At 64.4% G+C, this 24812-nt stretch carries 22 protein-coding genes and 2 pseudogenes; 11 read left to right on the forward strand and 13 right to left on the reverse strand.

The window, feature by feature from the left end:
* Positions 1-44 precede the first annotated feature (44 nt).
* Positions 45-1362: pseudogene (locus tag ACVWW1_RS07790) on the reverse strand (DNA polymerase IV).
* Entirely contained in the window at positions 1341-1640 is a 300-nt protein-coding gene (locus ACVWW1_RS07795) for a DUF3572 domain-containing protein (RefSeq protein WP_050425563.1), read from the reverse strand. Before ACVWW1_RS07795 ends, ACVWW1_RS07790 begins: the two are co-directional and overlap by 22 nt.
* A gap of 228 nt (positions 1641-1868) precedes the next feature.
* Between ACVWW1_RS07795 and ACVWW1_RS07800 the strand changes: the two genes are divergently transcribed.
* Together ACVWW1_RS07800 and ACVWW1_RS07805 are read left to right on the forward strand one after the other, a co-directional pair.
* Positions 1869-2234: a response regulator gene (locus ACVWW1_RS07800; protein ID WP_057845669.1), complete on the forward strand. Its 366-nt coding sequence runs from the start codon at positions 1869-1871 to the stop codon at positions 2232-2234.
* Positions 2235-2249: 15 nt separating this feature from the next.
* Positions 2250-3623, forward strand: a complete 1374-nt coding sequence (locus ACVWW1_RS07805; RefSeq protein ID WP_456655408.1) for a PleD family two-component system response regulator — start codon at positions 2250-2252, stop codon at positions 3621-3623.
* Between the two features lie 143 nt (positions 3624-3766).
* Here the strand turns inward: ACVWW1_RS07805 and ACVWW1_RS07810 are convergent, their stop codons facing one another.
* Positions 3767-4972, reverse strand: a complete 1206-nt coding sequence (locus tag ACVWW1_RS07810) for a serine hydrolase domain-containing protein (RefSeq protein WP_456655409.1) — start codon at positions 4970-4972, stop codon at positions 3767-3769.
* Between the two features lie 128 nt (positions 4973-5100).
* Positions 5101-5703 (reverse strand): TetR/AcrR family transcriptional regulator, encoded by a 603-nt coding sequence (locus tag ACVWW1_RS07815; protein ID WP_456655410.1) that lies wholly within the window; start codon positions 5701-5703, stop codon positions 5101-5103.
* Between the two features lie 133 nt (positions 5704-5836).
* Between ACVWW1_RS07815 and ACVWW1_RS07820 the strand changes: the two genes are divergently transcribed.
* From ACVWW1_RS07820 to ACVWW1_RS07830, 3 genes are all read left to right on the forward strand, one after another.
* Positions 5837-7069: an MFS transporter gene (locus ACVWW1_RS07820; protein WP_097673379.1), complete on the forward strand. Its 1233-nt coding sequence runs from the start codon at positions 5837-5839 to the stop codon at positions 7067-7069.
* 498 nt (positions 7070-7567) lie between these two features.
* Positions 7568-8962 (forward strand): ammonium transporter, encoded by a 1395-nt coding sequence (locus ACVWW1_RS07825; protein WP_456655411.1) that lies wholly within the window; start codon positions 7568-7570, stop codon positions 8960-8962.
* A 72-nt stretch (positions 8963-9034) separates the two neighbouring features.
* Positions 9035-9163, forward strand: coding sequence for an inositol phosphorylceramide synthase regulatory subunit KEI1 (locus ACVWW1_RS07830; RefSeq protein ID WP_244549481.1), 129 nt, complete (start codon positions 9035-9037; stop codon positions 9161-9163).
* On the opposite strand, the gene ACVWW1_RS07835 is transcribed toward ACVWW1_RS07830, so the two are convergent.
* The 3 genes from ACVWW1_RS07835 to ACVWW1_RS07845 all read right to left on the reverse strand — a co-directional run bounded on the left by ACVWW1_RS07835 (position 9160) and on the right by ACVWW1_RS07845 (position 11421).
* Positions 9160-9690: a hypothetical protein gene (locus ACVWW1_RS07835; RefSeq protein WP_176530851.1), complete on the reverse strand. Its 531-nt coding sequence runs from the start codon at positions 9688-9690 to the stop codon at positions 9160-9162. The two genes, ACVWW1_RS07830 and ACVWW1_RS07835, sit on opposite strands and share 4 nt — an antisense overlap.
* Positions 9691-9799: 109 nt before the next feature.
* A complete protein-coding gene (rpmG, locus tag ACVWW1_RS07840) occupies positions 9800-9967 on the reverse strand; it encodes a 50S ribosomal protein L33 (RefSeq protein WP_018271988.1) in 168 nt (55 codons plus the stop codon).
* 128 nt (positions 9968-10095) lie between these two features.
* A complete protein-coding gene (locus ACVWW1_RS07845; protein ID WP_456655412.1) occupies positions 10096-11421 on the reverse strand; it encodes an LLM class flavin-dependent oxidoreductase in 1326 nt (441 codons plus the stop codon).
* Between the two features lie 235 nt (positions 11422-11656).
* Between ACVWW1_RS07845 and ACVWW1_RS07850 the strand changes: the two genes are divergently transcribed.
* Entirely contained in the window at positions 11657-12814 is a 1158-nt protein-coding gene (locus ACVWW1_RS07850) for an IS110 family RNA-guided transposase (protein WP_456655413.1), read from the forward strand.
* 530 nt (positions 12815-13344) lie between these two features.
* Here ACVWW1_RS07850 and ACVWW1_RS07855 read toward each other — a convergent pair.
* From ACVWW1_RS07855 to topA, 4 genes and pseudogenes are all read right to left on the reverse strand, one after another.
* Positions 13345-14094: an NUDIX hydrolase gene (locus ACVWW1_RS07855; protein WP_456655414.1), complete on the reverse strand. Its 750-nt coding sequence runs from the start codon at positions 14092-14094 to the stop codon at positions 13345-13347.
* A gap of 36 nt (positions 14095-14130) precedes the next feature.
* Positions 14131-14568, reverse strand: a complete 438-nt coding sequence (locus tag ACVWW1_RS07860) for a DUF983 domain-containing protein (protein WP_176530854.1) — start codon at positions 14566-14568, stop codon at positions 14131-14133.
* Positions 14559-16920, reverse strand: a pseudogene (gene rnr / locus ACVWW1_RS07865) (ribonuclease R). The gene ACVWW1_RS07860 and the pseudogene rnr overlap by 10 nt, the downstream one beginning before the upstream one ends.
* On the reverse strand, positions 16921-19698 hold the full coding sequence (gene topA, locus ACVWW1_RS07870) for a type I DNA topoisomerase (protein WP_456655415.1): 2778 nt from the start codon (positions 19696-19698) through the stop codon (positions 16921-16923). It lies immediately after the preceding pseudogene.
* Positions 19699-19927: 229 nt separating this feature from the next.
* Between topA and ACVWW1_RS07875 the strand changes: the two genes are divergently transcribed.
* On the forward strand, positions 19928-20167 hold the full coding sequence (locus ACVWW1_RS07875) for a hypothetical protein (protein WP_456655416.1): 240 nt from the start codon (positions 19928-19930) through the stop codon (positions 20165-20167).
* A gap of 233 nt (positions 20168-20400) precedes the next feature.
* A complete protein-coding gene (locus ACVWW1_RS07880) occupies positions 20401-21441 on the forward strand; it encodes an IS110 family RNA-guided transposase (RefSeq protein WP_456655417.1) in 1041 nt (346 codons plus the stop codon).
* A 400-nt stretch (positions 21442-21841) separates the two neighbouring features.
* Here the strand turns inward: ACVWW1_RS07880 and ACVWW1_RS07885 are convergent, their stop codons facing one another.
* Entirely contained in the window at positions 21842-22318 is a 477-nt protein-coding gene (locus ACVWW1_RS07885; protein ID WP_456655418.1) for a winged helix-turn-helix transcriptional regulator, read from the reverse strand.
* A 109-nt stretch (positions 22319-22427) separates the two neighbouring features.
* Here ACVWW1_RS07885 and ACVWW1_RS07890 point away from each other — a divergent pair, with 109 nt between their 5' ends.
* Together ACVWW1_RS07890 and ACVWW1_RS07895 are read left to right on the forward strand one after the other, a co-directional pair.
* Positions 22428-23201, forward strand: coding sequence for an SDR family NAD(P)-dependent oxidoreductase (locus ACVWW1_RS07890; RefSeq protein WP_456655419.1), 774 nt, complete (start codon positions 22428-22430; stop codon positions 23199-23201).
* Positions 23202-23358: 157 nt separating this feature from the next.
* Positions 23359-23523, forward strand: coding sequence for a hypothetical protein (locus ACVWW1_RS07895; RefSeq protein WP_207829992.1), 165 nt, complete (start codon positions 23359-23361; stop codon positions 23521-23523).
* Between the two features lie 57 nt (positions 23524-23580).
* Here the strand turns inward: ACVWW1_RS07895 and ACVWW1_RS07900 are convergent, their stop codons facing one another.
* Positions 23581-24189, reverse strand: coding sequence for an FMN-dependent NADH-azoreductase (locus tag ACVWW1_RS07900; protein WP_456655420.1), 609 nt, complete (start codon positions 24187-24189; stop codon positions 23581-23583).
* Positions 24190-24288: 99 nt separating this feature from the next.
* Between ACVWW1_RS07900 and ACVWW1_RS07905 the strand changes: the two genes are divergently transcribed.
* Positions 24289-24687, forward strand: a complete 399-nt coding sequence (locus ACVWW1_RS07905) for a winged helix-turn-helix transcriptional regulator (RefSeq protein WP_456655421.1) — start codon at positions 24289-24291, stop codon at positions 24685-24687.
* Positions 24688-24812: the final 125 nt, after the last annotated feature.

A 24812-nucleotide genomic window follows, 5' to 3' on the forward strand; every position in this document is an offset into this window, starting at 1 on the left:
CGACAAAGGCGAAGCCTTTGCGCGGGGATGACGTCAACTGAGAGCTAATCCTCCGCCGGCTTTCCCGGCCCCTCATAGGCAATGCCCCGGATCACGGCGGCGTTGCCGAACTTCTTGCGCAGATTGTCGATCGCGCGTTCGGCATGCGCCGAGCGACGGTCGAGCATGTCGGAATCGTTGGCCTGCGAGCCCGGGCGCAGCGCGCTGACGCCGGCGCCCATCAGGCGGAAGGCGGTGCCGTCGATTTCCTTGGCCAGCATCTCGCGCGTCACCGCAAAAATCTTTGCCGCCAATTGGGTCGGCGTCTGGATCGATTGTGAACGGGTGCGCTGGCGGAAATCAGCGGTCTTCAGCTTCAGCGTGATGGTGCAGCCCGAGAGGTCGCTGCTCTTCAGCCGCGCCGAGGTCTTCTCTGACAGCTTCCAGAGCAGTTTTTCCAGGATTGCAAAATCGCGGATGTCGGTCTCGAAGGTGGTCTCGCTCGAGATCGTCTTGGCGCCGCGATCGGGGACCACGCTGCGGTCGTCGATGCCGCGCGCCAGCCGCCACAGCCTGCGGCCTTCGCTCGCGAACTGCTTCATCAACTCATTCTCGTCGGCGCGCTGCAGGTCGGCGATGACGCGGAAGCCGCGCTGCACGAGTTTCTCCTGGGTCGCAGGGCCAACGCCGTAGATGAAGCCGACCGGTTTGCTCGCCAGCATCTCGCGCGCTTCGTCCTGGTCGAGCGTGGCGAAGCCCCTCGGCTTGTCGAGATCGGAGGCGATCTTGGCGAGGAACTTGTTGCAGGACAGCCCGACCGACACGGTGATACCGATATCGCGCTCGACGTCGCGGGCGAATTTGGCGAGCACCTTGGCTGGGATCATTGCCGTGGACGCGCTGCGTGCCGGAGAGATCGAGGAAGGCTTCGTCGATCGACAGCGGCTCGACCAGCGGCGTCAGCGCCTGCATGGCCTCGCGCACCTCGCGCCCGACCCGGACATATTTCGCCATGTCGGGCGGGATCACGGTGGCATCGGGGCAGAGTTCCAGCGCCTTGAACATCGGCATCGCCGAGCGGACGCCGTAGGTGCGCGCAATGTAGCAGGCAGCCGACACCACGCCGCGCTTGCCGCCACCGATGATGACAGGACGGTCGGCGATCTCGGGATTGTCGCGCTTCTCGACGGTGGCATAGAACGCGTCGCAGTCGATATGCGCCAGCGCCAACGCAGGCAGTGTGCGGTGGCGGACCAGCCGCGGCGACCCGCAATGGCTGCATCGCTTCACCTTGATATCGAGGTCGCCGAGGCAGTCTCGGCAGAAACTGAGGGGGCCGTCGGTAGCTGGCGCCGCCGTCGTCACGGCACGTCGCGCTCCCATTTCGGGTCGCCCAGCACCTGGTGGGCGGCAGCGATGTTGGTCGGGTGCAGTTCGGAGGCGGCGGCGAACGCCTTCACGGTGGCATCGTCGCGCATCACGAAATCGAGCACGCTCGCAAGAAATTGAGGATTGGACGCAGCGTTCCGCAGCGTCTCCGGACCGATTCCGGTTTCGGCCAGGAACAAGCCCAGCCGCTCGGGATCGCCGGCAATGAAGCCGAGCGCCTGAATCGCAACGATTTCAGCGACTTCCCGGGGGTTGTGAACAGGCTTTTTCAACGCGCCGGTTTGCCTTTCCGTTAACTTATGGTCTCTAATGAGAGGCCCATCATGCCCGAGTCTTCCGCATGTGTTCAAGCAACGGAAACCACGCTGCGGAAGTTGGATATCGGGTTAACGGGTTAGAGCGATTCTGGCGCTAGTTTGAATTCACATTTTCGACGCGCTCCGCGCGCGGTGCGTGAGGTGCCGCAGCCGGGCCTGTTTCCTAAGTCTGGGAGGGACGGGATGGCCAAAACCGTCCTGATCGTGGAGGACAACGAGCTCAACATGAAGCTCTTTCGCGATCTGTTGGAAGCGCATGGCTATCAGACTTCGGGCACCAGCAATGGCTTCGAAGCGCTCGATCTCGTCCGCAAGCTGCGCCCCGACCTCATCCTGATGGATATTCAACTGCCCCAGGTTTCCGGTCTCGAGGTTACGCGCTGGATCAAGGACGATCCCGAACTGCGCACGATTCCGGTGGTCGCGGTCACCGCCTTCGCCATGAAGGGCGACGAAGAACGCATCCGCGAGGGCGGCTGCGAAGCCTATTTGTCCAAGCCGATCTCGGTCGGCAAATTTATTGAGACTGTCCGACGCTTTATCGGATAGGGGAGTTGTGGTGCCATGTCCGCGCGTATCCTCGTCGTCGATGACGTTCCGGCGAACGTCAGGCTGTTGGAAGCCCGTTTGTCAGCCGAATATTTCGATGTGCTGACCGCGTCCAACGGAACCGAGGCGCTGGACATCTGCACGCGCGCGGAATGCGACATCATCCTGCTCGACGTCATGATGCCGGACATGGATGGATTCGAGGTCTGCCGCCGGCTGAAGTCGAATCCGGCGACCCATTTCATTCCCGTCGTCATCGTCACTGCGCTCGACAGTCCTGCCGATCGTGTGCGCGGCCTTGAAGCCGGCGCCGATGACTTCCTGACCAAGCCGGTGTCCGACGTCGTGTTGATCGCACGTGTGCGCTCGCTGACGCGGCTGAAGATGATGACCGATGAGCTGCGCATGCGCGCAATCACCTCGCTCGAGATCGGCATGCAGGCGCCCGAGCGCAGCGCGATCGCCGACCGGGGTACCGGCGGCCGTATCCTGCTGGTCGACGATAGGCCGTCGTCCTACGAGAAGCTGGCGCCGATCCTTTCCGCCGAGCACACCGTCGACGTCGAGACCAATCCGGCGGAAGCCTTGTTTCACGCCGCCGAGGGCAATTACGACCTCCTGATCGTGTCGCTCAGCCTCGACAATTTCGACGGCCTGCGGCTGTGCAGCCAGGCCCGCTCGCTGGAGCGCACGCGCCAGGTGCCGATCCTCGCCGTCTCGGACGCCGACAACAACGCGCGGCTGATGCGCGGGCTCGAGATCGGCGTCAACGACTACCTGCTGCGGCCGGTCGACAAGAACGAACTGCTGGCGCGGGCGCGCACCCAGATCCGCCGCCGCCGCTACACCGATCATCTGCGCGACAACGTGCAGAACTCGATCGAGATGGCGATCACCGATGCGCTGACCGGCCTCAACAACCGGCGCTACATGGAGAGCCATCTCGCGACCTTGGCGGAGCAGGCATCGATCCGCGGCAAGCCGCTGGCGCTGATGATCCTCGACATCGACTACTTCAAGGCGATCAACGACACCTACGGCCACGATGCCGGCGACGACGTGCTGCGCGAATTCGCCGTTCGCATCCGCAAGTCGATCCGCGGCATCGATCTCGCCTGCCGCTATGGCGGCGAGGAGTTCGTGATCGTGATGCCGGAGACGGATCTGCATGTCGCCGGCATGGTCGCCGAGCGGCTGCGCCGCTCGATCGCGGGCGAGCCGTTTGCCGTCGAGAAGGGCGGCAAGCGGATCACGGTCACGATCTCGATCGGGCTGACCACGCTGGAGCGCAAGGGCGAGCAGGTCACCGACGTGCTCAAGCGCGCCGACACCGCGCTCTATCGCGCCAAGCACGATGGCCGCAACCGCGTGGTTTCAGCGGCGGCGTAACGCGCGTTATACCTTCCGTGTCATCCGTCGTCATACCCCGCGAAAGCGGGGTATCCAGTACGCTGCGGCCTCTCGTCTGAGACGACACCGCCTCTGGAATACTGGGTCACCCGCCTGCGCGGGTGACGACAGAGGAAATGAACCTATCGCCCGCGCTTCACCGCGTCATAGGCCAGCCGCTTGAACTCGAACGAGAACGGATGGACGAACGCCATCTGGCGCTGCGCCATCATGACGCCGGCGATGCCCGTCTTCGGCGAGATCCACCACTGCGTGCCCGCGACGCCGCCCCAGTAGCACTCGCCGGCAGCGCCGGGATGATCGATCGGCGAGGGGGTGAGGATCAGGCCGCCGGCAAGCCCGTGCGCCTTGCCGGGTTGCTCGCCCATCATCGCAAAGCGGATCCACTGTCCTTCGGGCAACTGGTTGGACATCATCATGGCGATCGTGTCCGGCTTCAGCAGCGTCGGTCCGCCCGGCAGCAGGCTGCGGATCAGCGCGACCATGTCCGGCAGCGTGGACACCAGCCCGCCGCCGCCGTTGAGCCTTGCGACCGGCCGCAGATAGGCGCCGGGGAAGGGCGCATTGTCGGTGCGGGTAAGGCCCGGCTTCATCGGCTCCATCAGATCGGCACCTGCGTAGTACGCGACAAGGCGCCCGTGATCCTGTTGCGGAACGACGAAGCCGGTATCGACCATGCCGAGCGGATCGAGGATGCGCGCCTTGATGAACCTGTCGAAGGTCTGGCCGCTGACGACTTCCACCAGACGTGCGATCACGTCGATCGCGAGCGAGTATTCCCACGACGTGCCCGGCTGATAGATCAGCGGCAGACCGGCGAGCACGTCGACCATCTCAGCCAAAGTCGTGTTGGGATTGTGCACGCCGCGCTCGTTGAGCGCATTGAAAATGACGGTGCCGGGATCGAAGAAACCGTAGCTCAAGCCGGCGCTGTGGCTCAGCAATTGGCGGATGGTGATCGAGCTCTGCGCCGGCTCGGTGTCATCGATCGAGGTCGCGCCCGGCCGCAGCACCTTGCGGTTGCCGAGCTGCGGGATGAAGGTCTCGATCGGATCGTCGAGCCGGAAACGGCCGTCCTCGAACAACAGCAGCGCCGCGCAGGAGGTGATCAGCTTGGTGTTGGAGAACACCCGGAAGATATGGTCGGTGCGCAGCGGGGTCTGCGCTTCCTTGTCGGCCCATCCGACGCAGCCCGTGTCGGCGATGTCGCGCCCGACCAGAACCGACCAGGAGATTCCGGACAGCAGATTGTTGTCGATATAGCGCTGCATGGCGGCGCGCGCCGGCGCGAAATCGTAGCCGGTGGCCGTCACCTTCAGATCTTCCATGGTCGTTCCCCAGTTGTGCCGCAGGTTGTCGCGCGGTCGTCAATCTCGCCGGACGGAATATCCAATCGGGTATGCCGTCGCGTTCCGTCACGCTACCAACCAAACCGGATTTGTGGACGCAACCGGATTTATCCAGTGCGCTTGTTATCCGCAGCCGCGGCGCCGCCGACCTTGACGCCCGCATTCGCCAGCAGCACGCGGGCGGCTTCCTTGGCCGCACGCGCCATGGCCGGATCGTCGCGCACCAGGTCCTGCGCGATCGAACCGTCGACCAGCAGCGTCAGTTGGGTCGCAAGTGCCTCGGCATCTGCGACGCCGAGCTGCCGCAGCAGATCGCGAAACCAGACCCGGCGGCTTTCCTTGAAGGCGACGGCGATATTGCGCACGGTGCGGTCCTCGTCGTCCGGCCCGAGCTCCGCGACCGCGTTCACGAAAGGACAACCGCGAAAATCCTTCGCCGAGAACCGCCGCTCCAGCGAATCGAAGGTTGCGAGAATCTGCTCGGCCGGCGGCTTGTCGGAGGGGCGGGGCTGCACGAAGCGGCGCTGCAGATATGCCTCGATCAGCGCGTCCTTCGACGGGAAGTGATTGTAGAGCGTGCGTTTGCTGATGCCGATCTCGGCCGCGATGGTGTCGACCCCGATGGCGCGAATGCCCTGCAGGTAGAACAGCTTGTCGGCGGTCTCGAGGATCCGCTCTTTCATGGTCTGTTTGGGAGGCGGGGAAGCCATGCGCCGGCCGTGATCCTCTTCGCTTGACAGGTGGCCCCCTGTATAGCCTAAGTACACAGGTCTGTGTAACCAAAACATGCGTGAATCGCAGGCCGTGGCACTCGTGCCGCGCCGTCATGGGAGAATAAGAACAATGCCCCTGTTGCAGGTCCTGCGTCCCACGCTTCCCATTCTGATCGGCGCCTCGATCATGCTCACGCTGAGCATGGGGCTGCGGCAGAGCCTCGGCATCTTCATGCAGCCGCTGACGCACGACATCGGCATCTCGGTGTCGCATTTCACGCTGGCGCTGGCGGTGCAGAATCTCGCCTGGGGCTTCCTGCAGCCGTTCGCGGGCGCGATGACGGTGCGTTACGGCTTCCGCCCGATCATGGTGGTCGGTGCGCTGGCCTACATCGCGGGCCTCGTGCTGATGACGACGGCGCATGGCCTCGTCGCCATCATGATCGGCGCCGGTGTGCTGATCGGCCTTTCGCTCGCCTGCACCGCGAATGCGATCGCCATGTCGGTCGCGGCGCGCGCGGTGTCGGAGACGGTGCGCTCGACCGTGCTCGGCATGGTCTCCGCCGCGGGCTCGCTCGGTGCACTGCTGTCGGCGCCGATCGGCCAGATGCTCAATGAGGGGTTCGGCTGGCGCGTCGGGCTTGCCGGATTCGTCATCCTGTCGATCGGGATGATTCCGGCCGCGTTGTACGCCGGTCGCGTCGACAAGATTCCGCTGCCGAAGCCCGCAGCCGATGACATCGGCAACGCCACAGCGGCGACCGCGGCCAAGACCGCGTTCGGCAACGCATCCTTCGTGGTGATGACCTGCGCCTACATGGTCTGCGGCATGCAGCTCGTCTTCCTCACCACGCATCTGCCGTCGTATCTGGCGATCTGCGGCCTCGATCCGATGCTGAGCGCGCAGACGCTCGGCATGATCGGCGGCTTCAACGTGCTGGGCTCGCTGTTCTTCGGCTGGGCCGGTCAGCGCTGGAACAAGCTCGCGCTGCTCGGCGGCATCTACATCCTGCGCTCGCTGGCGCTCGCCTGGTACTTCATGCTGCCGGCAACGCCGGGCTCGACGTTGCTGTTCGGCGCTATCATGGGCTTCCTCTGGATGGGCGTCGGTCCGCTGGTCGCGGGCGCGGTGGCCGAGATGTTCGGTCTGCGCTGGCAGGCGATGATCCAGGGCCTTGCCTTCATGAGCCACCAGGTCGGCAGCTTCCTCGGCGCCTACGGAGGAGGGGTGATCTACGACTCGCTCGGCTCCTACACCATGGCCTGGCGGATCGGCGTCGCGCTCGGTCTTGCCGGCGGCATCATCCAGGTCGCCTTCGCGCTGATCCGGCCGGCGCAACCGCCATTGCTCAAGGCCGCCTAGCTTCCGATCCCGGCCAGACGGCGACTGCCCCGTGCGAAGGCAGTCGCCGGTTGCCGCCTATTTTTTCATCGATCGCTTGCTACGAGAACGTGCAGCGGAGCGCGAAGCCGTTCGGTACGCGGATTAAAGTCACAGTGTCTTCAATGTGTTACGCCGCACGCGTCGGTGGCACGAATCTTGATTGAATTTGGCTAGAAATCGTGCCGGAAGCCGTCGCTGCGGTTCCGGCCTGGGGACCTATGGGAAGGGCTGGCCGCGATGAGGCTAGTCGCCGTCATTCTCCAGCCATCCGCGCACCCACGGCCTCCGCCGCGCCGCCGAGCAGGTGGCCTTTGTGCCTTACGTCCGGCCTCATATCGCAGCGACTTCGCTGCATCCCGCCACCCGTACCGCGGCGCTTCGAGACATCACCCTAACCGAGCGCGCAGGTCGCCCTTCGCTCGCGCAGAACGCGCCGCGCCCGTTCCGAACAGCAGCATTTCTTGTGAAGGGAGGACGATGATGGAGTCTGGGACACACACGCGCCAGAAGCTCGTGAGAATCGTGGCTGCCTTGCTGGGAGTGGCGCTTCTTTGCCTGCTGTTCAGCGACCTCGCGCTGGCTGAGGATGCGGCGCCGCCGGCCTGCGGCGGCAAGATTCTCGAGAAGTGCACGCCGAATTCCGGCGACACCGCCTGGATGCTCACGTCCGTCGCGCTCGTCCTGATGATGACGATCCCGGGGCTCGGCCTGTTCTATGGCGGCATGGTGCGCAAGAAGAATGTCGGCGACACCGTAATGACCAGCTTCGCCGTCACCTGCCTGGTCACGATCCTGTTTGCCGTCCTGACCTACAGCCTGGCGTTTCGTGCCGGCACGCCGTTTATCGGCGGTCTGGATCGCATGTTCCTCAAGGACATCCTGAGCGACATCGGCAAGGGTGGCATCGGCAATCCCAATCCGCTTGCCGCGACCATCCCTGAGTCGGTTTACATCTGCTTCCAGATGACGTTCGCCATCATCACGCCGGCGCTGATTGCAGGCGCGTTTGCCGAGCGCATGAAGTTCTCGGCGATGCTCTGGTTCATCGGGCTGTGGGCGATCTTCGTCTATGCGCCGATCGCGCATTGGGTCTGGGGTCCTGACGGGATCTTCTCGGCGGGTAACGATGCCGCCTATGTCAAGGTTCTCGATTTCGCCGGCGGCACCGTCGTGCACATCAATGCCGGCGTGGCCGGGCTGATGTGCGCCATCATGCTTGGCAAGCGCGTCGAGACGGGGCCGGCGCACAACATGGTGCTGACCTTCATCGGCGCCTCGCTGCTGTGGGTCGGCTGGTTCGGCTTCAACGCCGGCTCCGCCGTCACGGCGGGAATGCAGGCGGGCATGGCCATGCTGGTGACCCAGATCGCCACGGCAGTGGCGGCCTTCACCTGGATGCTGGTGGAATGGGCGTTGAAGGGCAAGCCGACCGTCGTCGGCATCTGCTCGGGTGCCGTTGCGGGCCTCGTTGCGATCACGCCGGCCTCCGGTTTCGTCGGGCCGGTCGGCGCTTTCGCCATCGGCATTGCCGCCGGCGTCTGCTGCTACTGGGGATGCACCGGCTTGAAGCGCTTGTTCAGCTACGATGATGCGCTGGACTGCTTCGGCGTCCATGCCCTCGGCGGCATCGTCGGGGCACTGCTGACCGGGGTGTTCGCGGTCGAGCAATATGGTGGAACGGCGGGCGTTCTGGAGGGAAATCCCGGGCAGTTCCTCAATCAATGCATCGGCGTCGCGACGGTTTTCGTGTATGATGCGGTGGTGAGCCTGATCATCCTGTTCGTGATCAATCTCTTCGTCGGGCTTCGCGTGACGCGAGACATCGAGCGCGAAGGGTTGGATCTGGCACTGCACGGCGAGGTCGTGCAGTAGACTTTGGCGGCACTCCGCACAGCCGGCGATGTCAGCCGGCTGGCGCGGATCAAAGCTGTTCGAGGTGATCCGATGAACTGGTTCTATTGGAACACAGCGTGGTCGCTGTTCTTCAGCCTTGTTTGGTTCATGACTATCACACACAATCCGGATGCGCGTATCGCGGACGCGCATCTGCGTGACGAGGCGTTCAAGGGCTAGCTCCGGTAGTAGCGCCACATCCTGAGGAACGTCCGGTGGATCTCGTCGGGCGTCCGGTCGAATGGCTCGAGACTGACGCGGACCACGCCACGATGGTCCATGCGCCACGGCAAGCGCATGAGCAGCCGATAGGCCGGCCGCTTGCGCCAATCGGCCACCAGTGCGCTACCGAGCGGCCCGTTGAGCGCGATCTGCAACTCGTGAACGGTCATCGCGCGCTCGGCGATCTCGACGAGATCGATGCGCGTGATGGCGCGCCAGCGAATCAGCCCGAAGGCCTGGATGAAAATGCCGTACTGGTTGGCGCCGATGGTCGGACGACCGGCCTCCAGCAGAGGGATGTTGTAGTAGGTGAAGCCGCCCGCCGCGGCCGCCGGCGCCAGCCAATAGATCTCGCCCGTGATCCAGCTCGCGGTCAGGAAGATCGCGGCCAAAGCGGCCGTGACATAGACCGGAAAGTAGATGTCCTCGCGGCCGTAGGCGACCGAGTAGCCGCCTGCGTTTCCCTCGTCCAAGCTTGCGATCATCTGAGCCCTGCGCCCGGGACTTGTCCGGGAATCATGCGGGATGACGCAGGCCTACAAAGCAAAAACGGGGCCGCGAGGGCCCCGTTCGAAACGTCGGAAGCAAGCGATCTTACTTGATCTTGGCTTCCTTGAACTCGACGTGCTTGCGCGCGACCGGGTCGTACTTCTTCTTGACCAGCTTGTCGGTCATGGTGCGCGAATTCTTCTTGGCGACGTAATAGAAGCCGGTATCGGCCGTCGACACGAGCTTGACCTTGATGGTGACCGCTTTGGCCATGTGCAAAACCTCGAAACTGCAGGGATATCGGGAGCCGGCCAAATCGGCCCGCGTTTGGCCGGGAAACTAGCCAGAAACCGCCCAAAGTCAAGGATTTCCGAGCCAAAACCACCCCGATTCCGGGCCGATTACCCCCCGAAGAACTGATTTTTGGGTCGCGGCAGGCCCAAATTCTCGCGCAGGGTCCGCCCTTCGTACTCGGTGCGGAAAATCCCGCGCTTTTGCAGTTCCGGGACCACCTTGTCGACGAACTCGAACAGGCCCTGCGGCAGATAGGGGAACATGATGTTGAAGCCGTCGCTGCCGCGGCCGGTCAGCCATTCTTCCATCTGGTCGGCGATGGTCTGCGGCGTGCCGACGAAGGCAAGCCCGCCATAGCCGCCGACGCGCTGGGCGAGCTGGCGCACGGTGAGCTTGTCGCGCGCCGCGACATCGACGAGGCGCTGGCGGCCGCTCTTGCTGGCATTGGTTTCCGGGATCGGCGGCAATTGCCCGTCGGGATCGAAGGCGGACGCATCGGTGCCGAGGATCACCGAGAGCGAGGCGATCGCGCTGTCGTAATGCACGCGGCTGTCGAGCAGCGCGCGCTTCTCCTTGGCTTCGTCGACACTGTCGCCGACCACGACGAAGGCGCCGGGCAGGATCTTCAGGTGCTCGGGATCGCGGCCGATCTTTTCCATGCGGCCCTTGATGTCGGCGTAGAGCTTCTGTCCGTCCGCAAGGCTGCCGCCGCCGGTGAACACGGCTTCCGCCGTCTCGGCCGCAAGCTGCCTGCCGTCGTCGGATGCGCCGGCCTGCACGATCACCGGCCAGCCCTGCACAGGGCGGGCGATGTTGAGGGGGCCGCGCACCGAGAGATATTTGCCCTTGTGGTTGAGCACATGCATCTTGTCAGGATCGACGAACAGCCCGGACTCGACATCGCGCACGAACGCATCGTCAGCGAAGGAGTCCCACAGGCCGGTGACGACATCGTAGAACTCGCGGGCGCGCTTGTAGCGCTCGGCGTGCTCCATGTGATCGTCGAGGCCGAAATTCAAGGCGGCGTCCGGATTGGACGTGGTGACGATATTCCAGCCGGCGCGGCCGCCGGAGATGTGGTCCAGCGAAGCGAAGCGGCGGGCGACGTGATAGGGCTCGTCGAAGGTGGTCGAGCCGGTCGCGATCAGGCCGATATTCTCGGTGACGGCCGCGAGCGCCGAGAGCAGGGTGAACGGCTCGAACGAGGTCACGGTGTGGCTGCGCTTCAGCGCGTTGATCGGCATGTTCAGCACGGCCAGATGGTCGGCCATGAAGAAGGCGTCGAACTTGCCGGCCTCGAGCTTTCGGATCAGCTGCTTGATATGGTCGAAGTTGAAATTGGCGTCGGGCCAGGCCCCGGGATAGCGCCAGGCGCCGGTGTGGATGCTGATCGGCCGCATGAATGCGCCGAGCTTGAGTTGACGCTTCGCCATTGCCCCGTTCCGTCGTTGTTGTCGTTAGCGGAACAGATAGGGAGGCGTTTCGCGGCACGCCATCCCAACGGCGGCAGAAGAATTTTGCAATTTGAGGCGCGGCTGGAGGATAAGTCCGCGTTCGTCTCACGGTCGTCATTGCGAGGAGCGCCAGCGACGAAGATTCCATGGGGAGTGGATAGCGACCAAGTCTGAGGCCAGACTGAGGTTGCACCCATTCAACCTGGAGACGACGATGTTGCTCGATCATCCTTCCGACAAACTGGCCGCTATCCGCACTCAGTTTGGCGCAATTTTCGCGTCATTGGAACTGAGCCGTTCGACTTGGCTGGTCACCTCGCTTTCGCCGGGCAAAGGCGAGAAGATGTCCAAACACAGCGTGGTGGCCGGCGATCTTGCGGAACTGCTGAAGCTGTTCGCGGAGCTGAAGCGCAAGGCGCAGGCGCGCACGGGCGAGAGTTATCCGATCATCACCATCCAGGAGGCGGGGCTGGATGGGTTCTGGCTTCACCGGGCCCTGCAGCAGGAAGGCATTGAGAGCCATGTGGTGGATCCGGCCTCGATTGCGACGCCGCGCCGGCGCCAGCGAGCCAAGACGGACAGGCTGGATGGGGAGACACTGTTGCGGACGCTTCTGGCCTACAAGCGCGGCGAGCCTCGGGTCTGCGCCATGGTTGTTGCTCCCTCTCCCGAAGAGGAGGATCGCCGCCGGCTGTGCCGCGAACGGAGGACATTGATCGCGGAGCGGGTCGAGCATGTGAACCGGATCAAGGGTCTTCTGTTCGCGCAAGGGATATCGGGTTATGCGCCGTTGCGGCGGGATCGACGGAAGCGGCTGGAGGCCTTGCGGACTGGAGACGGGCGCGCATTACTGCCGCATCTGAAGGCGCAGATCGACCGTGAGCTCGACCGGCTCGAACTGCTGCTGGAGCAGATTGCGGCGGTGGAGCGCGAGCAGGATGCGTTGCTGGCCGCGAGCAAGCCGTCGGGCGGGAAGGCTGCATCGACCCCGGTTGCGATGCTGCTCGGTCTGAAGAGTTTGGGCTCGAACTTCGCTGCCGTTCTGTGGTCGGAAGCCTTCTGGCGGCAGTTCGCCAACCGCCGTCAGGTCGCATCTTATGTCGGACTTGCGCCGACGCCCTGGCGCAGTGGTGGGATCGAGCGCGAGCAAGGCGTGTCGAAAGCCGGCAATCCGCGCCTGAGAACCACGATGATCCAGCTCGCTTGGCTCTGGGTGCGCCACCAGCCGCAATCGGCGCTGACCCAATGGTTCAAGGCGCAGTGCGGCCGCAAGCGCGCGATCGTGGCGCTGGCCCGCAAGCTGCTCGTGGCACTGTGGAAATACGTGACCGCCGGCGTCGTGATCGAGGGGGCCGAGATGAAGGCCGCCTGATGCGTGGCTTCCTGCAAGCTTAAAACCAATCTGCCGAGGTTGATCAGCCTCGGCCGATCCGGGCGGACGAACCGATGGATTGCATGGCTTCAAACGCCGCAACGAAGAATGGTCCCGTCCTCTCGAGCCTGCCCGCCGCAAGCGGAATGTTGGTGCAGTCGCCACCGAGCGACGACCGAATGTGAGTTTGATCTGGCATGCAAACCAGATTGCCCGAACTGGCTCGACCCTTGGATCGCCGAACATAGGAGGAGTTCACGCCGCACTTCCCGACCCGACGAGCCTGAAGGCGTGCTCGCTCAGCTCAAGACCAAGCCGCTTCGCGGCGGCCCTGCCGGGCCGGTCTTGACCTGATCTGCGCGCGCCTTCCAAACCGGCCCATGGTCGGGACGAAGAGCTGGCCCGAAAATCGAACAAAGAGCTGACCATAAATCTTGACACACCAAATCCCCATGTGAGCAATCCACAATTCAGCAAGCAGTGAGATGGATTGCTTCGCTTCGCTCGCAATGGCGGGAATCGAGCGTCTCCTACGCCCCCAGCACATCCTTCTGCATCTTGCCGCCGTAGAAATGGAAGAACGGCACCGGCGCGTCGTGACGGAGCGGGCCGGTGGCGAGACGGCGGTCGAGCTCTGCGAGCACGTTCTTGGTCATGGCGTGCGCGTCCGCGAGCGGCTCGGAGCCGATCTCGACCCACACGAGCTCGACCAGCTCGGCATCGGCATGCACCACGCCTTCGACACGATGCGCGATCGTCGAGGCATCGGCGGTGAAGAAGCGCGTATCGAAGCGGCGGACGCGGCCGGGCGGCGTGATCGCGCGCGCGATCAGGAACAGGCCGGACGGATCGGGCAGGAGTCCTGCGTCGGCGAACGGCGCCCAGGGCCCGTCGAGCTTCGTTGTCTTCTCGACCTTGCGGCCGAGGCAGAGCCCGGTCTCTTCGCAGGCTTCGCGGATCGCGGCATTGGCGAGCGCGCGCGCGCGGCCGGGCGTGATCTTCGGGCTGCCCTTCAATAGATTGGCTTCCAGCTCCGGTGTGATCGGGGCTGCGACCGGCACGCGGTTGTCGGCCTTGTCGACGCGGCCGCCGGGGAAAACGAATTTGCCCGGCATGAACACGACCTTGTCGTGGCGCTTGCCGACCAACACCTTCGGCTTGGCACCGGAGCGATCGATCAGGATCAGCGTCGCCGCATCCTTCGGCCGGAAGTATGCGTGATGATCGGCTTCCTTTTCGCCCTGGTGGACGGCGGCGGCAGGGGCGGCAGCTTCAGTCATTTCATCCCTTTCATTTCTTCTTGGTACCCGGTTTAGCTAGACCGGCGGGATGTCGCTAGGGGGATTCTCGTCAAAGCCATGCATGCGCAGGGCCCATTGCAATCCAATCACGGCTCCCTTCACCGGCTGCAATAGCGCCAGCGATGCGAACAGCGTGAACGACAGATAGATCGCAAGTTGCAGCCACACCGGCGGCGAATAGTTGGTCTCGATCCACAGCGCGGTCGGTACCACGATATGGCCGACAATCACGATGACGAGATAGGCGGGCAGATCGTCGGCGCGATGCGGTGTGAAATCGAGATCGCAGACCGGGCAATGGCCGTCGCATTTGAGAAATTTGCGGAACAGCCTGCCTTTTCCGCAGCGTGGGCAGCGGCCAAGGAACCCGCGCTTCATCGCGGTCCACACGTCGCGCTTCTCTGGCTCAGCTGCGTCGCGGGTCCAGACCACCGTGGGCGGTGTCACTTCCATGACTTGCCTCGCTTCGATTTGCCGGATGTCGGCTTCGCCGGCTTGCTGTCCTTCTTCTTGCGTGCCTTCCGTTCCTTGTGCGCTTTCTTGCCGGATCCCTTATTGGGCCCCTTGCCAAATCCAGCGCTGCGGCGCTCGGTTCCGACGCCGTCGTGTTTTCTGCCGCGCGGAATTGTCTGACCGTCGGATAATAGCTCAAAGCGCAGTGCGCCCGCCACCGGCGCGGCCTCGACCAGCCGTACGTCGACGACATCGCCGAGCCGATACATGGTGCCGCTCCGCGTGCCGATCAGCGCCGTGGCGAGTTTCGTCGTAGTTGAAATACTCGCTGCCGATGGTGCGGATCGGGATCAGGCCGTCGGCGCCGGTGTCGTCGAGCTTCACGAACAGGCCGGCTCGCGTGACGCCGGAGATGCGGCCCTGGAACGAAGCGCCGATGCGATCGGCGAGGAAATGCGCGATCAGCCGGTCGGTGGTCTCGCGCTCCGCCTTCATCGCGCGGCGCTCGGTGACGGAAATCTGCGCGGCGATCTCGGCCAGCGTCTCCACGCTCTCGTCGGTCGGCAAGGCGCCTTCGCCAAGGCCGAGCGCGCGGATCAGCGCACGATGCACGATCAGATCGGCGTAGCGGCGGATCGGCGAGGTGAAGTGCGCGTAGCGGCGCAGGTTCAAGCCGAAATGGCCGTAGTTCTCGGCGGAGTATTCGGCCTGCGCCTGCGAACGCAGCACCACCTCGTTGACCAGCGGTTCGTAATCCTCGCCGGCAACCTGCGCCAGCACGCGATTGAATTGCGTGGGACGCAGCGCGCCCTGCTTGGTGAAGGGCAGGTCGAGCGTCTTCAGGAATTCCTGGAGGTTGTGGACCTTCTCCTGGCTCGGCTCGTCATGCACGCGATAGATCAGCGGCAGCGCCTTCTTCTCCAGCATTTCGGCGGCGGCGACGTTGGCGAGGATCATGAACTCCTCGATCAGCCGATGCGCATCAAGTCGCTGCGGCACGATCACCCGATCGACGGTGCCGTCCGGTTTCAGGAGGATCTTGCGCTCGGGCAGATCGAGATCGAGCGGGTCGCGCTCGTTGCGTGCGAGCTTGACCAGCTCATAGGCCGACCACAGCGGCTTCAGGATCGGATCGAGCAGGGGACCCGTCGTGTCATCGGGCCTGCCGTCGATCGCGGCCTGCGCCTGCGCGTAATTGAGCTTTGCTGCCGAGCGCATCAGCACGCGGTGGAAGGTGTGCGATCGCTTGCGGCCGTCAGAGCCGATCACCATGCGCACGGCGAGTGCACCACGCGGTTCGCCCGGCACCAGCGAGCAGAGATTGTTGGAGATGCGCTCGGGCAGCATCGGCACGACGCGATCGGGGAAATACACCGAGTTGCCGCGCTGCAGCGCGTCGCGGTCGAGCGCCGAGCCGGGCCGCACATAGAAGGCGACGTCGGCGATCGCGACATGGACGATGAAGCCGCCCTTGTTGTTCGGATCGGAATCGACCTCGGCATGAACGGCGTCGTCGTGATCCTTGGCATCCGGCGGGTCGATGGTGACAAGCGGCACGTCGCGCCAGTCCTCGCGGCCCTGCAAGGTCGCGGGTTTTGCTTCCTCGGATTCGCGCACGGCGGCGGCGGAGAATACCTGCGGGATATCGTGGGTGTTGATCGCGATCAGGCTGATCGCCTTCTCGCTCGCGATCGAGCCGAGCCGTTCCTTGACGCGGGCGGAGGCGAGCCCATAGCCGCGGGTGCGGATCAAGTCGACGCTGATGAGGTCGCCGTCCTCGGCGTCGCCGCTGTCGGCCTTGGCGATGTTGAGCTCGCGGCCGGCCTGCTTCTTGTCGACCGGGATCAGGCGCCCGCCGCCATCGGGGTTCTTGCGGAAGATGCCGAGGATGCGCGTGCGGCCGTGATCGATCACCTTGATGACGCGGCCGCGATAGGGCGTGCCGTCGTGCTCGTCGGTCACCTCGACGTGGAGCAGCGCGCGGTCGCCGACGCCGGCGGCGGTGCCGGGCTTCGGCCGCCGCGGCGTCTCGATGCGGATTTTCGGGGCGGCGCCGTCTTCGGAGTCCCACTCGGCGGGCGTCGCGATCAACTCGCCGTCGCTGTCGCGGCCGGTGATGTCGGCGAGCAGGGTCGGCGGCAGCGCCGCCGGCTCGTGGATCTTGCGGCGGCGCTTGGCGACCGTGCCGTCGTCGGCGAGTTGGCGGAGGATCCGCTTCAACTCGATGCGGTCGGCGTTCTTCAGGCCGAACTCGCGCGCGATCTCGCGGGTGCCGACCTTGCCTGGATTGGCGCGGATGAAGGCGACGATGGCGTCCCGGCCCGGAAAGCCATGGTCGGGTTTTCGTTTCACTTATCCTCTTGCCTTGCCGGCGCTCTTCTTCGCGGGCGCTTTCGCTGGTGCCGATGACTTTGCAGGCGACGTCTTGGCACCGGAGGCGACCGGCGCGCGCGCCTTGCTGGTCGCATCCGTTTTCGGCTTCGCCGCGGCTTTCTTCGACGCAGCCTTCTTGGCGGGCTTGGCCTCGGCGTCGCCGTCGGTCTCGGTCTCGGTCGCTTCGGACTTGGCTTTCTTGGCCTTGGCGGGCTTTTCCGCCTTCGCCTTCTTGGTCTTCTTGCCGCCGCCCTTGGCCGCGCGCTCGTCGATCAGCGCGATCGCTTCCGCAAGCGTGATCTCGTCCGGGGTGCGGTCGCTCGGGATTGTCGCGTTGACGCCGCCGGCCGCGACATAGGTGCCGTAACGGCCGTTCTTCAGCGCGACGGCGCCGAGCGTCGGGTGATCGCCGAGCGGCTTGCCCGGATCGGCGCCGAAGCGGCGGCCGCTCGGGCCCTTCGCGATCTTCTCCGCGATCAGCGTGACGGCGCGGTTCAAGCCGATATCGAAGACCTCGTCGCCGGCCTCGAGGCTGGCATAGGTCTTCTCGTGCTTCACGAACGGCCCGAACCGGCCGAGGCCGGCGGTGATCGGCTGCCCGGTTTCCGGATGCTTGCCGATCTCGCGCGGCAGCGACAACAGCTTCAGCGCCAGTTGAAGATCGACATCGCCAGGCGAGGTGCCTTTGGGAATGCCGGCGCGCTTCGGCTTCTCGCCTTCGGCGTAATCCTTCTGCTCGCCGAGCTGGATGTAGGGGCCGAACCGGCCGGCCTTCACCGTGACGTCGAACCCGGTGTCGGGATCGGTGCCGAGCACGCGATCGGCACTCTCGGCGCTGTCGGCCGCGAGCGGGCGGGTGTAACGGCATTCCGGATAGTTCGAGCAGCCGACGAAGGCGCCGAACTTGCCGGCCTTGAGGTTAAGCCGCCCGGTGCCGCAGGTCGGGCACTGCCTGACGTCGCCGCCATCGGCGCGCGGCGGATAGATGTGCGGGCCGAGCATCTCGTCGAGCGCATCGAGCACTTCAGCGACGCGGAGGTCCTTGATGTCGTTGACCGCACCGATGAAGCCGCGCCAGAAGTCCTGCAGCACCTGCTGCCAGGCGATCTCGTTGTTGGAGATGCGATCGAGCTGTTCCTCGAGATCGGCCGTGAAGTCGTACTCCACGTAGCGCGAGAAGAAATTCTCCAGGAACGCGACCACGACGCGGCCCTTGTCCTCGCCGTGCAGCCGCTTCTTTTCGAGCTTGACGTAGCCGCGGTCCTTCAACACCTGCAGGATCGAGGCGTAGGTCGAGGGGCGGCCGATGCCGAGCTCTTCCATCCGCTTCACCAATGATGCTTCCGAGAAGCGCGGTGGCGGCTCGGTGAAGTGCTGGGTGACGGCAAGGCTCTGGCGCTTCACCGCCTCGCCCTGGCTCATCGCGGGCAGGCGGCGTGAGTCCTCGTCTTCTTCGTCGTCGCGGCTTTCCTGGTAGAGCGCGAGGAAGCCGTCGAACTTGATGACCTGACCGGAGGCGCGCAGCTCCAGCACGCGGGCGCCGGCCTTGGCCTCGATGTCGACGGTGGTGCGCTCGAGCTCGGCCGATTCCATCTGGCTCGCAATGGTGCGCTTCCAGATCAATTCGTAGAGCCGCGCCTGATCGGTATCGAGCCTTCGGCCGATGGTGGCCGGACGGCGCGACAGATCGGTCGGGCGGATCGCTTCGTGCGCTTCCTGCGCGTTCTTGGCCTTGGCCTGATATTGGCGCGGGGCATCCGGCACATAGGCGTTGCCGTAATCCTCGCCGATCACCTTGCGGGCCTGGGTGATCGCGGACGGATCAATCTGCACGCCGTCGGTTCGCATATAGGTGATGAGACCGGTGGTCTCGCCGCCGATGTCGATGCCCTCATATAGCCGCTGCGCGATGCGCATGGTGTGCGCCGGCGCGAAGCCGAGCTTTCGGCTGGCTTCCTGCTGCAGGGTCGAGGTGGTGAAGGGCGCCTGCGGATTGCGCCGGGCCGGCTTGGCCTCGACGGTCGCGACCCTGAACAGCGCGGCCTCGATCGCCTTCTTGAAGTCCTCGGCTTCCGCGCCGGAGCCGATGTCGAGCCGTGCGATCTTCTTGCCGTCGGCGCCGACGAGCCGGGCCTCGAAGGCTTCGCCGCGCGGCGTCAGCAGCGTCGCGACCAGCGACCAGTACTCCCTCGGCACGAACTTCTCGATCTCGAGCTCGCGGTCGCAGACCAGCCGCAGCGCGACCGATTGCACGCGGCCGGCGGAGCGGGCGCCGGGTAGCTTGCGCCAGAGCACGGGGGAGAGGGTGAAGCCGACCAGATAGTCCAGCGCGCGGCGCGCCATATAGGCGTCGACCAGCGCGCCGTCGATCTGGCGCGGCGCCTTCATGGCGTCGGTGACCGCCTGCTTGGTGATGGCGTTGAACACGACGCGCTCGACCTTCTGGTCCTTCAGCGCGCGCTTCTCCTTCATCACCTCCAGCACGTGCCAGGAGATCGCTTCGCCCTCGCGATCAGGGTCGGTCGCCAGAATCAGGCGGTCGGCCCCCTTGAGCGCCTTGGCGATGTCGTTCAGCCGGCCGGCGGCCTTGGCATCGACCTCCCAGATCATCTGGAAATTGGCGTCCGGATCGACCGAACCGTTCTTGGCCGGGAGGTCGCGAACATGGCCAAACGACGCCAGGACCTCGTAGGAGGACCCCAGATATTTATTGATCGTCTTGGCCTTGGCAGGCGACTCCACAATGACGATATTCATGTCATTCCAATGGCTTATGGGAAAACTTGAAGGCGGGTTCCGCTAGACTCGCGGCCCGCCGTGTCGGGGCGAACATGGGTGCTGGGGCGGTCCCTGTCAAATCGCCAGATATTGAAGGGAGGGCTCAAGCTGTGGAGTTCCTATCCCCAGGGTTGAAAAATGCGTCCTAGAGTTGCGGCCGGAAACGGCGTATCTCTTTATATATAGGGTGGGAATCGGGTTAGGCCTTTTGAGCAGCACAGGGGGTGGGCGGAAGCCCAAGCCGTCCGGCCGACGGCGACCGGAAGGCGACGAGCCAGGTGGGGAGGGCGGCCCGGATGACGCCCTGGTCCTGATCGCAGCGGCCGCGACCGAGCTCGCCAAACTCGCCCAGCGCCACAAATTCGAAGTCCTCGACCATCTGCTCGCGATGACCCGGCTGGAGGCCGACGAGCAATTGCGCGCGCGCAGCCGAAGGAAGCTGTCGTGAGATTCGGTGATGGGCGTGATCGCGGCCCCAGCGTCGCGCAACAATTGAGATTTGGGGTAATGGGTCCTGGCTTTCGCCAGGACGACACCGAATGTGTGGCGCGTCCTGAAGAGGGCTGTGGCCCCAGCGTCGCTCAACAATCACCTTCGCTGGATATGATGGTGTGGACGGCCCCCTACGGCATCAGTGTGCCAGAATGAGGTTGTTGTAAATCTCAGACAAGGAGACCGTCCGTGAGAGAGATTATCCGTATTGGGATGGATACGTCGAAGCATATTTTTGTGCTGCATGGGGTTGATGCGTCCGAGCAGCCGGTCTTACGCAAGAAGCTTTCGCGCAAACTCGTGCTGGAGTTCTTCGCCAAATTGCCGCCGACGGTGATCGGGATGGAGGCATGCGGAGCTTCGCAATATTGGGCGCGCGAGCTTTCCAGGCTGGGCCATGAGGTGAAGCTGATGGCGCCGCAATTGGTGAAGCCCTACGTGATGCGGAACAAGAATGACGGGCGTGATGCAGAAGGCCTGTGTGAGGCGATGAGCCGGCCGAGCATGCGCTTTGTGCCGGTGAAGACGGCCGAGCAGCAGGCTGCGCTGATGCTGATGGGGGTCCGCGACGGACTGATCGCCCGGCGCACCCAATTGACCAACACGATCCGCGGCCATGCGGCGGAGTATGGCCTGATCGCGCCCAAGGGACTGGAGGCGATCGAACCACTGCTGGCGCGGATCGCGCAGGACGAGACGCTTCCCGCTCTGGCGCGCGAGCTGTTTGTCGTGCTGGGCCGGGAGTGCGTCAGGCTCGAGGGCGAGTTGGAGGTGGTTGAGGCCAGGCTGATGGCCTGGCACCGCGGCGATGCCACGGGCCGGCGCCTGGCTCAGATCCCCTCGGTCGGTCCGATCATTGCAACGATGCTGGTGATGAAGACACCTGATCCGGGCGCGTTCCGCTCCGGTCGTCACTTTGCGGCTTGGCTGGGATTGACACCCAAGGACCACTCCACCGCAGGCAAGACCAGGCTTGGCAAGATCACCCGGGCGGGCGATGAGGACCTGCGCCGTCTGCTGGTCGTCGGGGCCACGGCGGTGATCCAGCAGGCCAGGCGGGGGCGCGGTCATCACTCGCGCTGGCTGCTGGCGCTGATCAAGCGTAAGCCGCCGAAGCTTGCGGCCGTAGCGCTCGCCAACAAGGTGGCGCGCATCGTCTGGAAGCTGATGGTGACGGGTGAGAGTTATGACGCCGCACGGCTGAATGCCGCGACGACGGGTACCGCTTAACAGATTGGCCGGCTGGCGGGCTCGCTCGTCAGCCGACCCGGAGCTGCAAGAGCAGATGGAGCGATCGATCGAGCAACGATGCGAGACAATCCGTGGGACCCATCGGCCGTCAACAGGTCGCGGAGTTGTTTGGAACTCGCATCGCGCAAACCATCTTGGCCAGCGGTCTACGCGATCGCACCCAACAGGCCGGACATATGGATGCACGCGATCCGATCTTGCCAAAAGGCTCTTGTGCCACGGGGGCCGTCCACATATGGGTCCCGGCCTGCGCCGGGACGACGATGAGGATGGTGCTCGCACGATGCGACGCACCGTCATTGCGTACTTCATCTCGGTGTCATCGCCCGGCTCGCCACCATCTGCGCCGTAGGATGGGTATCGCTTCGCTCCACCCATCCTACGCAGTCGCGTGACGTCGCGCGCGCTTTGCTGCAGGCCGCGGCTTCAACGTCGTGTCGGCCGCCCCCAGCACGCGTCCGTCCTGCGAAAGCAGTGCGAGCTTCTTGACCGGTTTGCCCTTGTCGCGGTCGACCATGATGGTCGCGATCTCGTCCGGATGGTCGTCGAATTCCTCGGTCCATTGCCGGAGTGCAACCAGGATCGGAAAGATGCCGTGGCCCTTCGGCGTCAGGACGTATTCCTGATAGGCGCTGCCGTCGGAGGCGGGGACCATCTTCAGGATGCCGCGCTCGACCAGCGTGCGCAGCCGGGTGGTGAGGATGTTCTTCGCAAGCCCGAGGCTGGCCTGGAATTCGCCGAAACGGCGCCGGCCGAGGCTGGCGTCGCGGATGATCAGGAGCGACCACCAGTCGCCGAACACGTCGAGTGCGCGTGCCACCGGACAGCTGTCGCCTGCAAGGCTGGTTCGTTTCACGACGCACGCTCCGAAAGTTGGGCCATCACGGTCTTGTGTGGTTGCAATATTAAACCTGATGCCCTAGCTAGGCAACGAAGTTTAATAATGCAACCAACTGGAGGCGGACATGAGACTGGCAAACAAGACGGCGTTGATCACCGGCGGCAACAGCGGCATCGGGCTTGCGACGGCAAAGCTGTTCGTCGCCGAAGGCGCCAAGGTCGTCATTACCGGGCGCAATAAGGAGACGCTCGCGGCCGCAGCGCGGGAACTCGGACCGAACGCGCTCGCGGTGGTGGCCGATGCCACCGATGTCGCAGCGCTGGAAGCCGCGGTGAAGCAGGGCGCGGAGAAGTTCGGCAAGTACGACGTGCTGTTCGCCAATGCCGGCATTCCCGGCCAGACGCCGGTCGGCGGCACCACGCTCGCTGCATTCGAAAATGTGATCCGCACCAATCTCACCGGCGTGTTCTTCACCGTGCAGGCGGTCGCGCCGTATCTCAACGACGGCGCTTCGATCATCCTCAACGGCTCGGTAATTTCGGTGCTCGGCAATCCCGGCTACTCGGCCTATGCCGCGAGCAAGGCCGGCGTGCGCGCGATGGCGCGGGTGATGGCGTCAGAACTGTCGCCGCGCAACATCCGCGTCAACGTGGTGGCGCCGGGCGCCGTGCGTACGCCGATCTGGGGCGCTGCGATCGCAACGCCCGAGGCCGAGAAAGCGTTCGAGCAGCGGATCGGGAAGTCCACGCCGCTCGGACGTATCGGTGAACCCGATCACATCTCGAAGACGGTGTTGTTCCTGGCGTCCGACGACGGTGCGCATGTGCAGGGGCAGGAACTGTTCATCGATGGCGGTGCAACGGCATCTCCCGCCGGCGCGCCGATCTATCGCGGCTAATTTGTTTCGCATTGTAGAGAACGGCCGGTGTGAAGCAGTTCACACCGGCCGATTTTGTACGAGACTATCATGGCTTGTATTGAACCTTTGACGTACTCGCCGGACTCCTGAATGGGCGGGGATTTTTTTCACCACGGAATCATTTTGGAGTTCCTTCATGCCGAAAGCAGCCCGCATTTCGACGCCGATCCCGGTTTCGTCTACCTCCGAAAATGAAAACTCAGACACAGCACAATTTGTGACGGTCGCGCTGTTTTCCGGCGTCGGTTTGTTGATCTCGCTCGTCGCCGTCATCTTCGGCATTCAAGGCGTCTGGTTCTGACTTCATCCGCCTGAAACGACCTGCCGCCACCGAGGTGACGGCAGAAATATGATCGCGTCAGGCGGCGTTCAGGCTGCCGGCGGCCTGCAGCGCGCCTGCGACCGCCTTCTCGCGATGCTCGGGACCGACCTGGATGCCGTCGGCGGGGATCAGCTCGAGATTCTTGACGCCGATGAAACCGAACACCCCGCGCAGATAGGTCTCGAGATGCTCGAGCGCGGCCATCGGCGTGTCGGCGCCGTAATAGCCGCCGCGCGAGATCGCGATGATGACGCGCTTGTTGCCGGCCAGCCCCTCGACGCCGGCGGCGCCGTATTTGAAGGTCTTGCCCGCGACCACGACGCGGTCGATCCAGGCCTTCAGCTGGGAGGGAATGGTGAAATTGTACATCGGCGCGCCGATCACGACGATGTCGGCGGCAAGGAACTCGTCGAGAACCGCCTGGCCGGTTGCGATGTCGTCGCGCACGGACGGGTCCGGCGCCGCGCCCTGGCTGGCGGCGAGGTGCAGGCCGGAGAGGTGGGCCAGCGGGGTCTGGGTGAGATCGCGGTAGCTCACGACCAGGCCGGGATTGGCTTGGCGCAGCCGCTCGACGGCGGCGGCGGAGACCTGGCGGCTGACGGAGTGGGGGCCGAGGACCGAGGAGTCGATGTGCAGAAGCTTCATGGCAGGGGTCACCTTTGGTATAGGTTTGTAACTGGCGCTATATGAGTGACCGTCCTAAATGTCCGCAAGAACGCACATTTTTGAAACCCGAGCACAGCAATGAAACCCGAGCACATCCGTGTGCCTGCCCTTCCGCCCCTGCCTGACCCGGATCACAGCGATTGCCGCGCGGTTGCCTCCGTATTGGCGCGGGTCGGCGACAAGTGGAGCGTGTTCGTGATCATGATGCTGACCGACGGGCCAAAGCGCTTCAACGAGCTGAAGCGGATGATCAACGGCATCTCGCAACGGATGCTGACGTTGACGCTGCGCGGGCTGGAGCGCGATGGCCTGGTCACGCGCACGGTGTTTCCAACCATTCCGCCGCGGGTCGATTACGAGCTCACGGATCTTGGCCATGGTCTGGCCGCGCCCGTGAAGGCGCTCGGCGAATGGGCGTTCGCGCACCTGCCGGAGATCGAGGGCGCGCGGACACGGTTTGACGGACGCAACGAGTAGGGAGTGTTATCCGTCACCCTGAGGAGCGCGCAGCGCGTCTCGAAGGGGCGACGGCCACCAGCCGGGCCGTGCATCCTTCGAGACGCCTGCTGCGCAGGCTCCTCAGGATGACGGTGACGGATTGG

The organism is Bradyrhizobium sp. JR3.5, assembly GCF_054057015.1.